The organism is Nostocoides sp. (assembly GCF_035343835.1).
In the GTDB taxonomy this organism is placed as follows: domain Bacteria; phylum Actinomycetota; class Actinomycetes; order Actinomycetales; family Dermatophilaceae; genus Nostocoides_A; species Nostocoides_A vanveenii.
On sequence record NZ_DAOQZV010000096.1, the window covers coordinates 1 to 11,247 of the forward strand.

An 11,247-nucleotide genomic window follows, 5' to 3' on the forward strand; every position below is an offset into this window, starting at 1 on the left:
TCCCTCCGGATGGGATTCCACCAGTCCGTCAGAAGCAGCATCCGCAACCGCCGTCTCCAGCACCCGCAGCGGCACCTGCAAGGTGATGGCATTATCGGCCATCGGCGCAAATCCACCAGCCGCCCGCTGCCCCTGCGCGACCGCCCAGACCACCCACCGCCGCATCGCGTCCACCCCCGGATCGCGACCCAGCGACTTCAACCACTGATCGGTCAACAGCCTTGCTCCGCTGACCAGTCGCGCCTCCAATTGCTCCGCCGAGGTGCGGGCATCAGGCACGCCAAAGCCGGGACCGACCGCCGCCGCCGAGCGGTCCGTGAGCGGCACCGTTTTGAGCACTAGCCCGACGGCCAAGGCAATGAAGGCGGAGGGCATGGCATACCGGAAGACATCGGAGAGGGTGCTGGCATACGCCCCGACGATCACCTCCCGCACAGCCGCTGGCGACCCATTGCCACGACACGTGATCGGTCAAGAACCCGCCGAGCCTCGGCCCGATCACGGTCGACACTCCGAAGACCGCGCCGATGGCCCCTTGATGACAAAGATCACGATCGCCGTCAAGAAGACGAGCTTGCGCCCGAAGAGATCGCCGAACTTGCCCGCCAGCGCGGTCGCGACCGTTTGTGTGAGCAGATAGGCCGTCACGACCCCCGCTCATATGCTCCGACCCGCCGAGGTCACCGACGATCGTCGGCAGCGCCGTCGCCACGATCGTGGAGTCGCGCGCCTTGAGCAGCATCCCGCCGGCGACAGCGGCGAACGCCAGGTTGCGGGCGCGAGGCCCGAGCGCAGTGGGTTCGTCGGTCGTCAGGTCAGTGTCATCGGCTCGCGTCGCTGCGGCGGTCATGTCGGCGCAGTGTAGGCCCGCTGCGTTCGGCCAGGTCGGCGCTCGGCCAAGTCGGCGCTCGGGGCCCCGCTCCCCACCCGGACCTATGCCTGGCGTGCTCGCCTACTCCACGACGCTCGCCAGGCGCTCCAGAGTGCGCGTCATATTGCGTCGTGTCAGGTCCTCGAGGCGGCCCACGACCACCCGGCTCGGCGCAGCCTCGGTCGAGGTGTCCCACGTCTCGGTGACCCGAGTGCCCCCCTCGACCGGCTCCAGGTCATAGCGCCAGGTCCGGCCACCGACCAGGTGTATTAAGACTCCGGAGGCGAGCGTGCGCCACGCGATCACCCGATCCGGCTCAAAGGCGACAACCTGATTCCGGGTCCCATAGCCGACACCCCAGTGCATGTCCATGCCGAAGCTCTCGCCGAGGGCGAGTCGGCGACCTGCCCGCCGGGCGGCGAGCACGGTGCCCGAGCCGTCGAATTCTGGATGCCGCGAGGGGTCGGCGAGCAGGGCAAAGATCGCGTCGGCCGGAGCCTTGATGACGCGATCGACAGTGACACGTTTGGTGAACATGGGGGCCTTCCTGAAGGTCAGACGCTCGGCCCGGTCAGGCTATCCGGCCTGCCGACCAGGGCCGGCCACCCAGCACCCGTAGGCTCGCCACGGCCACTAAGGTGAGGCGGCATGCGCTCGCTCACCATCGTTCCCGTGCCCGGCCAGGGAGCCGAGGATGTGCTTATCGGGGCTGATGGAACGGCATACACCGGCACTGCTGACGGCTCGGTGTTCGCGGTGTCGCCCGATGGCAATCGGATCCGGCGCGTCGGCGCGACCGGCGGGCGCCCGCTCGGACTGGAGTGGCTCCCTGACGGCCGGCTGCTGATCTGCGACGCCAAGGCGGGTTTGCTCACCATGACCCTGGACGACGGGCGTGTCGACGTTCTGGCTGACGCGGTCGACGGGTCGCGGATGCGCTTCTGCAACAACGCCGCCGTGCTGGATGACGGCACGATCTGGTTCACCGACTCCAGCACGAAGTGGGGGATCGATGACTGGAAGTCCGACCTGATCGAGGACACGCGGACCGGACGACTGCTGCGCCTGACGCCCGGTGGCAAGCCCGAGGTTGTGCTGAACGGGTTGAGCTTCGCCAATGGCGTCGCTCGATCCGGCGGCGGTGATTTCGTGGTGGTCGCCGAGACCGGCCATCGCCGGCTGCGCAAGGTGATGACCGATACCGGTGCGGCCAGTCCCTTCGTCGACGACCTGCCCGCCCACCCCGACAACATTGCCCTCGGCACCGACGGCCTGATCTGGGTGACCTATGCATCGCCGGCCGACCCCGCGCTGGCGTTCCTGCAGACCAAGGCCAAGCCGTGGGTCAAGGCCGCCGTGCTGCGCGCACCCGAGGCGCTCAAACCCAAACCGAAGCGCACGGCGCGCGTGGCGGCATACGGACCGGACGGCACGCTCGCGCACGACATCGAATGCGACGCCACCGGGTGGCACATGGCCACCGGTGTGCGCGAGCATGACGGCCGCGTCTGGCTGGGCAGCCTGGTCGAGCCAGCCCTCGCGTGGTTCGCCCGGTGAGCCGTGGCTCCCCTGATCCTCAGCGACACGCTCGAGCTCAGCGCCGACCTCACTCAGCTCGGCGACGCGGCCTTCGACCGCGAACCGCTGGGCGGCGGCCCGCTCGTGCGGCTCCTGCTCACGCGTCCGGGCCAGGCCCGTCACCTCTCCGTGATCGCCAATGACGGCGGCCGGTTGGCCGGATGGATCATTGGATCGCAATCGGGCACAACGGGTTTCATCGATGCGTTCGCCGTTGGGCCGAGTCATCGGCGGCGCGGCGTCGCCACGGCACTGCTCGCCGAGCTGGAGTCGCGCTTGCGGTCCGTCGGTGCTCACGAGTTCGCGGTGGGTGGCAACGACCGGTTCTACGCCTGGCCCGGCGTGGACTCCGGCTATGCAGAGGCGCACGCCCTGCTGGGGGCTCGCGGCTACCGCGTCGTGGACCGGATCAGCAATATGGACCTCGCCCTCGACGGCGATTTCCGTATGCCGTCCCTCCCTCTCGCGAGTCCGCTCGGCCCGGTCTCGGCCCGGCGTGCGACCGCAGCCGACGCGGCGGCGCTGGCCGAGTTCGCGGCTCGGGAATTCCCCGACACGCCCTGGCAGCACGAAGTGCTCGTCGCCCTCGCCCACGACCCGCCGGGAGTGCACCTGGGCACGCTGCCGGACGGTCGGGTCGTCGGCTTTGCGTGCCATGGCACCTATCGACCGGATTGGTTCGGGCCGCTGGGCACCATGGGAGACGTTCGCGGCAGTGGTCTCGGGGCGGCCCTGCTGAAGCGCTGCCTCGCCGATCTCGCTGCGCCAGGCCACCCCGAGGCCCAGATCTGCTGGATCGGACCGGCCGACTTCTATAGCCGAACGGTCGGGGCGCGGATCCGGCGCCAGTTCACCGTCTTTGGGCGCACCCCCCATGGCGGGCCGGCCGGTGCGGCTGAGAGGGTGCCCTCATGACGGCGCTCGCTGTTGTCCCACTGCCACAGAGCGTGACCGAGACCGGCGAGAGCTGGCGGCTCGACAGCGACGTGACCATACCGGCGACCGGTCCCGATGGCCTGGTCGCACCCGTCGCCGAACTACTCGAAACCTATCTGCGCGGGGCGGGCGTCAACGTCCGCCGAACCAGCCAGACGGGTGCCAGCGGCATACGGATCGTGTTGACGCACAACGGATCAGGCGATGAGTCCTATCGCCTGACGACCGGTTCGGCAGGCTGCGTCATCGCGGCCGGCTCCCCCGCCGGGGTCGGGCACGGCATCCAGACGTTGCGCCAACTCCTGCCCGCTGTCTGGCTCGATGCGGCGGCACCGCGAGGGACGGCAGAGGTCCCGGGCGTCGTGATCGAGGACGCCCCGGCCTATGAGTGGCGCGGGGCGCTCCTCGACCCCGCCCGGCACATCATTCCGGTCGAGCATGTGCGCCGGTTCATCGACGCGATGGCGCTGCACCGGCTCAACCGGTTGCACTTCCACCTCACCGACGATCAAGGTTGGCGTCTGCCGGTGCCGTCCCGCCCCCGGTTGACAGGCGTCGGCGCCCGCCGCGCGCAGTCGCAGCGCTCGCTGGACAAAAGCGACCTCGACGGGACTCCGCATGCCGGCGCGTACACCCGTGCCGAGTTGACCGACCTGGTCGCCTGCGCCGAGGCGCGGGGGATCGTGATCGTCCCCGAGATCGACCTTCCCGGGCATACGACCGCGGCCCTGGCGGCCTATCCGGAGCTCGGCAACACCGACGTCTCCGGGCCGCACGGCGTCTCGTGCGTGTGGGGTGTGCACGACACCGTTCTCAACCTCGATCCCGCGACGCTGGGCTTCTGCGAGGACGTGCTCGCCGAGACGCTCGCGATCTTCCCCTCCCCGTGGATCCACATCGGTGGCGACGAGTGCCCGACCACCGAGTGGGAGCGGAGCGCGGCGGCTCGGGCGCGGTGTCGCGCCTTCGGGATTGAGGGCGTCGAGTTGGCCCAGGCCTTTGTCACCACGCGCCTGACCGACTGGCTGCGCGAGCGTGGACGGCGAGCCGTCGTCTGGGACGAGGCTGCCGATGAGGACCTCGCCCGCGACGTCATCGTCATGGCCTGGCGGCACCGGCGCTTCGGGCTCGGCGCGGCCGCCCGCGGGAACGACGTCGTCATGACCCCAAGTGACGCAACCTATTTCGACTGCTATCAGTCCGACGCGGCGGGTGAACCGCCGGCTCAGCCGGGCGTCACAACGCTCGCCACGGCATACGGCTATGCGCCGCGGCCGGCCGAGGCACCCCGCGAGGTGCGCGAGCGCATCATCGGCGCGCAAGGCGCACTCTGGGGCGAATATCTGCCGACCACCGAACGCCTAGACGACATGGCCTTCCCTCGCCTGTCTGCAGTCGAAGAACGTGCCTGGCGCGAGCAGCCGACGACGAATGCCGATTTCTCCCACCGCGCCCGCGTGCAGTTGGAGCGCCTGGCCGTGCTCGGCATCCGCGGCAGGACGCTCCCCGGTGCATAGCGCCCGGCGCCCGGCGCGCCTGTGGTGGTTGGGGCTGCCCGCGGTGCCCGTGCAGGGGTGGTGGCTGCAACGGACCATTCCGCGCTTCGCCGATGCCGATGGCGTGAGCGGCGTGGTCGGCACTGGTCCGCGCCGGATGCGGGTCGTCGCGCTCGGTGACAGCGTCACGGCCGGCTATGCCATTGGGCACCACCGGCTTTCGGTCGCGGGCCAGCTCGCACTGAGGATGTCTACGCGCTTCGACGCGACCGTCGAGTGGCAGTCGTGCGCCGTCAGCGGGGCGACGGCCGGTGAGGCGTTGCGCCTGGTCCGGAGCGAGGCGCTCGCCGACGCCGATCTCGTTTTTGTCTCCGTCGGCGTCAACGATCTGAAGAATCTGCATCGCGCCGCCCGCTTCCGTCGCGAACTCGGGGCACTTCTCGACGCGACGCTGGCGGCCGCTCCGCGCGCGAACGTATGCCTGCTCGGCATTCCCCCGCTCGATCACTTCCCCGCCTTTCCCAGGCCGCTCGCCGACGCCCTCGGCTGGCGGGGCCGGGTCTTCGACGCCATCGGTGTCGAAGAGGTTCGGCGCCGGGACCGGGCCCTGCGCATCCAGGCCGACGGTCCGCTCGGGCCGGAGATGTTCGCGGCCGACGGCTTCCACCCGAGCCCGACCCTGCACGCGGCCTTCGCCGATGCTGTGATGCGGGAGCTGGAGCAATCGGACTAGCGCGGCGGACCTAAACTCGTGGTCCAGTCCGGCCCCGTCCATTGGTCGTAGACCTATGCCATTTCTTAGGTTGAACAGTTAACTTCAGCCCATGGACTCAGTCTTCGACACCATCGCAGGCCTGCCGATTCACCCGCTCGTCGTCCACGCCGTCGTGATGTTGTTGCCGCTGAGTGCGATCGGGCTCATCGCCTGCGTGCTGCGCCCGGCCTGGCGCCACCGCTTCGGCATCCTCGTCGTGCTGGGCGCCCTCGGCGGCGCCGTGGCTGCGTGGGTCGCGGCGCAGTCCGGCGAGCAGTTGGCCGCTCGTGTCGGTGAACCAGCCGATCACGCAAAGTGGGGCGATCGCCTCGTGCCGTTGGCCTTTGCCTTCGGTCTGATCACGCTCTTCTGGTATGTCGCGCAACGGCGCTCGGAGTCCGGCACAGGGGCGGGGCGGGTCCTGGGGATTGTCGGCGCGCTGCTCGCCCTCGGCGTCATGGGCGTGACCGTCCTCGTCGGTCACACCGGAGCCACCGCCGCGTGGGCTGGCAAAATCACGTCGACCCCGAGCGGTGCCGGGGCCTCTTCGACGGCCACCTCATCGAGCACACCATCCCCGTCCAGCACGTCGCCGACGAGTTCATCGACTACGCCGGCCCCGTCGTCCTCGTCCAGCTCCGCGCTGACCCTGTCCGTCGTCGCCACGCACAAGACCCAGGCGGACTGCTGGGCCGCGATCAACGGCAAGGTCTACAACCTCACCGACTGGATCGGCCAGCACCCGGGCGGCGCCGAGCCCATCATCGGGCTGTGCGGCACGGACGCGACGAGCGCGTTCGCGGCGCAGCACGGGAGTCAGCAAGAGCCTAACGAGCGCCTCGCCCAGTTCCTGGTGGGCACCTTGGCCGGCTGAGCCGCCGGCCGACGCGATTGCCGGCCTCAGGCCGTGGTCGGGGCCAGATCGTCCAGGGGGCGCTGGAGCCAGAGCACGTCGTGCCAACGGCCGAGCTTCCACCCCATTTGCCGATACACCCCGACGTCGACAAAGCCCATGCTGCGGTGTAGAGCGACGCTCGCCGGGTTGGGCAGTGCGACCCCCGCGCACGCGGTCCGGAATCCTCGGTCGGCCAACTCCGGCAAAAGCACACGACAGAGTTGCGAGCCCAGCCTGCGTCCACGAGCGTCGCCCGCGAGGTAGACACACGTCGCTGGTCACCAGGCGGTCAGGCTCGACGGCGTGAACTCGATGACCGTGGAGAAGCGCGACGCCATCGCGTCGATCTCCGTGCCGAGCGCGGCGATGCCATCGGCGTACTTCTCGAGATGGGGGTCGCGAATCTGCTCCAACCACTGTGTCGACGTTCGCTCGCTCCTCACCGCGGTGCAGACCATTCGTCGCGCCAACCGCTCCTCGTCTTTGGCGCCTAGGCTTCCTCCGTGGACGTGGGGGACGCGGGTGTGGATCGCGCAGCCGTCAGGGCGCGCCTGACCCAAGAGCGGGACGCACTCGGGGCGATGGGCCGGGACCTGGCAGCAAGTTTCGAGGACATCGTCGGCGCCGCGAAGGACAGCAACCTCGATGACGAGCACGATCCGGAGGGCAGCACCATCGCCGCCGAGCGATCGCTCGTCGCCTCGCTCGGACGCTCGGCTGCGGAGGCGCTCATCGAGATCGAGCAAGCCCTCGCCCGCCTCGACGACGGGACGTATGGCGTGTGCCTCAGGTGCGGCGCCGCGATCAGTCCCGGCCGCCTCGACGCCCGCCCCGCCGCCGCGCTGTGCATCACCTGCGCTGGGCGGCCTCGCTGATTGTCCTCGTGAGTGCGCTATGCCGCACCTCCCACACACGCGTGGCTCGGGCGCACATCGGGTGGGGAAGCACAGGACGACAGCTGGCCGGGACCCGGCGAAGCGGGTTTGGCCTTCCCGCCGGTTCTTGCCGAATCGCGCGGATCGCGCTGGGTGAGTCCGGGGATCCCGTCGAAGTCAAGATCGGTGGAGACGATGGTGTCGAAGCCCGCATCCAGGGCGGTCGCGGCGTGGACCGCGTCCCGACCGCGAACGTGGCTGCGTGCCATCAGATCCCGAGCCGCACGCAGGACACCATCGGCTAGCACGGCACGGCAGTCAGCCCGCAGCGGGTGTTTTCCGCCGACCGCCAACACAAGGACGGCCGGGTCGAGAAATACGGGCATCACGGCGCAGCGAGCTTGCGCTCGATCTCGCGCGTGGACGCCGCCTTGAGGTCGCTCGGGTCTTCACCCGGGGCCGCGCCGGCCGGCCCGGGTCACTGGCGCTCGGCGAGGGCGGCGAGCCGATCGATTGAGGCGCGCAGATCGGCCGATGTCGTCTGCCGGTGACGGGGCCAGCGGGCTTCGTCGGTGACGCCCGTCCAGTCATACGTATGCCGCACCAGCGTGCCGCCGTCGGCGAGCGGCTCGAGATCCCAACGCCAGATGTGGCCGGGGGGCTCGTGGCCGGCGTCGGCGGTGAGCCACGCGACGGTGCGGCCCTCCTCGAAGGCGACGATGCGGTTCTCCTTGGACTTGCCCTTGGTGGTCCGCATCCCGAAAACGTCGCCGACGGCCCGCACCCGCGCGGAGGTCGTGGCGACGTCGAGGTTGTCATTGCCGTCCCACTGGGGCTGGCGCGCCGGGTCGGCGATCAACTCGAAGATGGTCGCCGCCGGCGCGTGCACCTCGCGTTCGGCGATGACGATCCGTTCCTCGGTGTCCATGCGGCCATCCAAGCACGGGTTCACAGGGTGATGCTGACGACGGCCCGGCGCTTCGACGGGCGGTGGACGAGCTCGAACCCGGCCGCGAGGTAGACGCTCAGCGGCCCGGGATGTTCCTCGCCCCACGTCGCATCGGGCACCGTGATCGGGTAGGCCTCCAGCCGCCTGGCCCCGCGCTCGCGGGCGAAGTCCACCGCGGCCGCGGCCAGCGCGCGGGCGACGCCCTGACCACGTGCGCCGACTCGGGTCAGGATGCAGGTCACCGCCCAGACGTCGTTGTCGGTGCGGTCTTCGGCGCGTCCACGCCAGGCCGTCTGGTTGGAGTTGCGCACCAGCCCGACGTATGCCGTTCGCGGCGCCACCGCGCACCACCCCACCGGCGCACCGGCGAGCCGGGCTATCAGGCCGCTGGTGCCCGGAGACTCCGGGTCGCCGCACGCGCTCTGGTCGCGCAAGGCGGCGATCCGGGCCTCGACCGGGGTATTGCCGAAGGCCTCGCCCGGTGCGAGCCGGTAGCGCTGGCACTGGCAGTCGGCGGCGTTGCCGCGCGCGCCGAAGATGGTGGTCAGTTCCTCGCAGCTGGCCTGGTTCGCCGGGGCGATCTCGATCGGCATACGGCAATGATGCGGCACGCAGCCTCAGCCTGCTCCGATCCGAGCGGCCAGTTCATCTGCGGTGGCGCCCACCCGCTCGCGCAACTCGGTGGGCCAGGTCTCGTCGGCATAGGTGCTGGTCAGACACAGGGTGCGCGTGTGGGTAAGAACCCGTGCCGGGGCGCCACGCAGGCGTCGGACCGCCCACGCAGCTGCCGTGTCTTTAGGGAGCAGGCGGCCGGTCTCGGCGGTGTACCAGATGCGGGCCAGCGTGAGCAGGACATTGCGTGCGTCGCCGGTGAGATCGGCGCGCAGCCCGGGAACGGCATCGCGGCCGGAGCGCACAAGGTCGGCGCGCGGCACCGGGTCGAGCAGGTTGCCGGGCGGCGGACCCGCCAGGGGGACGGCGTAGGCCGCAAGCACCTGCGTCAACTCGACAGCGAGATGTGGGCACGGCGCCGGGTCCCACGCGTGATCGGCCGGGAACCACTCGCCATACGCGAGGTCCGCGATCGGCGGGTAGTGCCACGGGACTACCTGACTGCGGACCACGATCGTCATCTCGACAGGACGGCAGGCCGGATCGCCTTCGCGGTCCGCGCGCAGTCGGGCCACAAGCGTCGCTCGCTGGCCTGGCGTCAGGCTCTCCCGGACGACGGCAAGGACATCGATATCGCTGGCCGGCCGCAACCCGCCGTCGACGGCCGAGCCGTAGCGGTAGATCCCGACCACACCGTCACCGGCGACGCCCAGAATCGCGCGCGCGACACCTGCCGCCTGGTCCACGCCCACAGTCGATCCACTTTGGCACTCTGCCACGCGGCACCGACAACGGCCCGAATCTGCGGGCAGGCGGTGGCCGGTGCCACCCGGAAGTTCCCTGCACATCCGCCTCTCGATAGCCGCGACGGCGTCGCCTACCCTCGGTGCGATGAGCAGCGAACTGGCCCGCGCGGCCTACGAGACCTTGGAGCCCTATCACGTGCTCGCCTACTTCAACCCGTATGCCGGCGCCGCTGCCCGGCGCGCCGGGTTGGACGAGCTCGGGCTCTATGTCGGGGCGCGCGGGGCACCGCTGGGCCGGTGCCCGTCGGCGGTGGTGACCGCGACCTTCGCCAACTTCACGCCGGCCTATGTCCACCATGGCTGGAGCCAGGCCCTCAGCGTCGGCCTGCCCGCCGCGGAAGCCGCTCGCACCGAGGCCCTCGACCACGCGCTGCGCGATGCCCTGGGCGAGCGGATCGACGCCGCGGAGCTGCGAACGATCGTCGGTGCCCTGCGCGTCGGCATCGTCGAGGCCCCGTATGCCGGCCGCCCCCTCGCCGCCGCCTGGGCGGCCCACCCGTGGCCGGACGAGCCGCACCTGCAGCTCTGGCACGCCATCTCGGTCGTGCGTGAGCACCGCGGCGACGGACACCTCGCCGCGCTGACGCTCGCAGGCTTGACGCCCGTGGAGACCCTTGTGCTTCACGAAGCCCCTCACCCCAACCCGGCGGTTCGCCGGCGCACGATGGGCAAGAAGGGCTTGTTGCGCACACGCGGATGGACCGAGGACGACTGGGACGCAGCGTCGGAATCCTTGCGGGAGAAGGGGATCCTCGATGCCGAGGGGGCGATGACGGCGGCGGGGAGCGGCCTCTACGACCGCCTCGAGGCACAGACCGACGCCGCGGCCGCGACGCTGTGGGCCGCCGTCCCCGAGGCCGACGAGACGCTGCGCCTGGCGCGTCCCTTCGTCAAGGCCGTCATCGACATCGGCTATCTGCCGGGCACCAAACCGCGCGCCACGACCCCCGACTGACGTCCCGACGGTCGGCCGTCGTCGGCTGGCTGACAGGATGGTCGGGGGCGGACGCCCGTTCGGTAGGGGCCGGCGTGCGGCTGCCGCAAGCTGCCGCCGGGCCCGCTCGATGGCAGCATTTTGTGCTCACGACGTCGGAAACTTGTACCTTCGGCGGACTGTGGGGATCGAGGGGCGGCACCAGAGAGGCGGGATGACGTGGCAGGGATTGGCGGTTTCGCGCGCAATGGCGAGGGCGTGACGATCGGGCGCACGGCGGCCGAGGCCGTCTGGCTGCCGGCGGCCGGCGAGGTGCTGAGCGCGGTGGCGGGCACGGCATACGGGCTGATCACGCAGGCGGATTTCGCAGCGGCGATCCAGGGCCGCACCGGGGTGAGCGCCAACCCGGCGTTGGCCAAGTGGCTCGGGCCGTTCCTCGTGCGCGCCGCGCAGGAGTGCCTCGCCCTCGGCCGGCCGCCGCTCGTGGCGCTCGTCGTCGAGGCCGACAGCGGGCGGGTCGGACTGGCGTATGACGGCGTGG

At 70.6% G+C, this 11,247-nt stretch carries 14 protein-coding genes and 2 pseudogenes; 8 read left to right on the forward strand and 8 right to left on the reverse strand.

What is annotated here, in order from left to right:
* The 3 genes and pseudogenes from PKH97_RS08545 to PKH97_RS08555 form a co-directional block, all read right to left on the reverse strand.
* A pseudogene (locus tag PKH97_RS08545) lies at nucleotides 1–435 on the reverse strand (hypothetical protein); the annotation flags it as partial.
* A 63-nt stretch (nucleotides 436–498) separates the two neighbouring features.
* On the reverse strand, nucleotides 499–648 hold the full coding sequence (locus PKH97_RS08550; RefSeq protein WP_324386985.1) for a hypothetical protein: 150 nt from the start codon (nucleotides 646–648) through the stop codon (nucleotides 499–501).
* 304 nt (nucleotides 649–952) lie between these two features.
* Complete coding sequence (locus PKH97_RS08555) at nucleotides 953–1,408, reverse strand: SRPBCC family protein (RefSeq protein ID WP_324386986.1); 456 nt, start codon at nucleotides 1,406–1,408, stop codon at nucleotides 953–955.
* Between the two features lie 111 nt (nucleotides 1,409–1,519).
* Between PKH97_RS08555 and PKH97_RS08560 the strand changes: the two genes are divergently transcribed.
* The 5 genes from PKH97_RS08560 to PKH97_RS08580 all read left to right on the forward strand — a co-directional run bounded on the left by PKH97_RS08560 (nucleotide 1,520) and on the right by PKH97_RS08580 (nucleotide 6,509).
* Nucleotides 1,520–2,428, forward strand: coding sequence for an SMP-30/gluconolactonase/LRE family protein (locus PKH97_RS08560; RefSeq protein ID WP_324386987.1), 909 nt, complete (start codon nucleotides 1,520–1,522; stop codon nucleotides 2,426–2,428).
* A gap of 3 nt (nucleotides 2,429–2,431) precedes the next feature.
* The gene (locus tag PKH97_RS08565; protein WP_324386988.1) at nucleotides 2,432–3,364 is read left to right on the forward strand and encodes a GNAT family N-acetyltransferase; all 933 of its coding nucleotides are present in this window, start codon (nucleotides 2,432–2,434) and stop codon (nucleotides 3,362–3,364) included.
* Nucleotides 3,361–4,902: a beta-N-acetylhexosaminidase gene (locus tag PKH97_RS08570; protein ID WP_324386989.1), complete on the forward strand. Its 1,542-nt coding sequence runs from the start codon at nucleotides 3,361–3,363 to the stop codon at nucleotides 4,900–4,902. Before PKH97_RS08565 ends, PKH97_RS08570 begins: the two co-directional genes overlap by 4 nt.
* Nucleotides 4,895–5,614 (forward strand): SGNH/GDSL hydrolase family protein, encoded by a 720-nt coding sequence (locus PKH97_RS08575; protein WP_324386990.1) that lies wholly within the window; start codon nucleotides 4,895–4,897, stop codon nucleotides 5,612–5,614. The genes PKH97_RS08570 and PKH97_RS08575 overlap by 8 nt, the downstream gene beginning before the upstream one ends.
* 91 nt (nucleotides 5,615–5,705) lie before the next feature.
* Nucleotides 5,706–6,509: a cytochrome b5-like heme/steroid binding domain-containing protein gene (locus PKH97_RS08580; protein ID WP_324386991.1), complete on the forward strand. Its 804-nt coding sequence runs from the start codon at nucleotides 5,706–5,708 to the stop codon at nucleotides 6,507–6,509.
* A 26-nt stretch (nucleotides 6,510–6,535) separates the two neighbouring features.
* Here the strand turns inward: PKH97_RS08580 and PKH97_RS08585 are convergent.
* Together PKH97_RS08585 and PKH97_RS08590 are read right to left on the reverse strand one after the other, a co-directional pair.
* Nucleotides 6,536–6,784, reverse strand: a pseudogene (locus PKH97_RS08585) (GNAT family N-acetyltransferase); the annotation flags it as partial.
* Between the two features lie 24 nt (nucleotides 6,785–6,808).
* Nucleotides 6,809–6,943, reverse strand: coding sequence for a hypothetical protein (locus PKH97_RS08590; protein ID WP_324386992.1), 135 nt, complete (start codon nucleotides 6,941–6,943; stop codon nucleotides 6,809–6,811).
* A gap of 90 nt (nucleotides 6,944–7,033) precedes the next feature.
* Here PKH97_RS08590 and PKH97_RS08595 point away from each other — a divergent pair, with 90 nt between their 5' ends.
* The gene (locus PKH97_RS08595; RefSeq protein WP_324386993.1) at nucleotides 7,034–7,405 is read left to right on the forward strand and encodes a TraR/DksA family transcriptional regulator; all 372 of its coding nucleotides are present in this window, start codon (nucleotides 7,034–7,036) and stop codon (nucleotides 7,403–7,405) included.
* A gap of 478 nt (nucleotides 7,406–7,883) precedes the next feature.
* Here PKH97_RS08595 and PKH97_RS08600 read toward each other — a convergent pair whose 3' ends face one another.
* Genes PKH97_RS08600 through PKH97_RS08610 form a run of 3 tightly spaced genes read right to left on the reverse strand, consistent with a single transcriptional unit; the run spans nucleotide 7,884 to nucleotide 9,712 of the window.
* Complete coding sequence (locus tag PKH97_RS08600; RefSeq protein WP_324386994.1) at nucleotides 7,884–8,333, reverse strand: SRPBCC family protein; 450 nt, start codon at nucleotides 8,331–8,333, stop codon at nucleotides 7,884–7,886.
* A gap of 20 nt (nucleotides 8,334–8,353) precedes the next feature.
* Nucleotides 8,354–8,947 (reverse strand): GNAT family N-acetyltransferase, encoded by a 594-nt coding sequence (locus PKH97_RS08605; protein WP_324386995.1) that lies wholly within the window; start codon nucleotides 8,945–8,947, stop codon nucleotides 8,354–8,356.
* Nucleotides 8,948–8,971: 24 nt separating this feature from the next.
* Nucleotides 8,972–9,712: an aminoglycoside adenylyltransferase domain-containing protein gene (locus tag PKH97_RS08610; RefSeq protein ID WP_324386996.1), complete on the reverse strand. Its 741-nt coding sequence runs from the start codon at nucleotides 9,710–9,712 to the stop codon at nucleotides 8,972–8,974.
* 145 nt (nucleotides 9,713–9,857) lie between these two features.
* Between PKH97_RS08610 and PKH97_RS08615 the strand changes: the two genes are divergently transcribed.
* Both PKH97_RS08615 and PKH97_RS08620 read left to right on the forward strand, forming a co-directional pair.
* Nucleotides 9,858–10,727, forward strand: a complete 870-nt coding sequence (locus PKH97_RS08615) for a hypothetical protein (protein WP_324386997.1) — start codon at nucleotides 9,858–9,860, stop codon at nucleotides 10,725–10,727.
* 198 nt (nucleotides 10,728–10,925) lie between these two features.
* Nucleotides 10,926–11,247, forward strand: a 322-nt coding sequence (locus tag PKH97_RS08620; RefSeq protein WP_324386998.1) for a hypothetical protein, incomplete at its 3' end; no start/stop codon positions are given.

Excerpts from the sequence above, each read along its gene's own strand:
- PKH97_RS08605 (WP_324386995.1), bottom strand. The coding sequence starts at position 8,947 with ATGCCGATCGAGATCGCCCCGGCGAACCAGGCCAGCTGCGAGGAACTG.
- PKH97_RS08615 (WP_324386997.1), top strand. The coding sequence starts at position 9,858 with ATGAGCAGCGAACTGGCCCGCGCGGCCTACGAGACCTTGGAGCCCTAT.
- PKH97_RS08570 (WP_324386989.1), top strand. The coding sequence starts at position 3,361 with ATGACGGCGCTCGCTGTTGTCCCACTGCCACAGAGCGTGACCGAGACC.
- PKH97_RS08560 (WP_324386987.1), top strand. The coding sequence starts at position 1,520 with ATGCGCTCGCTCACCATCGTTCCCGTGCCCGGCCAGGGAGCCGAGGAT.
- PKH97_RS08600 (WP_324386994.1), bottom strand. The coding sequence starts at position 8,333 with ATGGACACCGAGGAACGGATCGTCATCGCCGAACGCGAGGTGCACGCG.
- PKH97_RS08580 (WP_324386991.1), top strand. The coding sequence starts at position 5,706 with ATGGACTCAGTCTTCGACACCATCGCAGGCCTGCCGATTCACCCGCTC.
- PKH97_RS08555 (WP_324386986.1), bottom strand. The coding sequence starts at position 1,408 with ATGTTCACCAAACGTGTCACTGTCGATCGCGTCATCAAGGCTCCGGCC.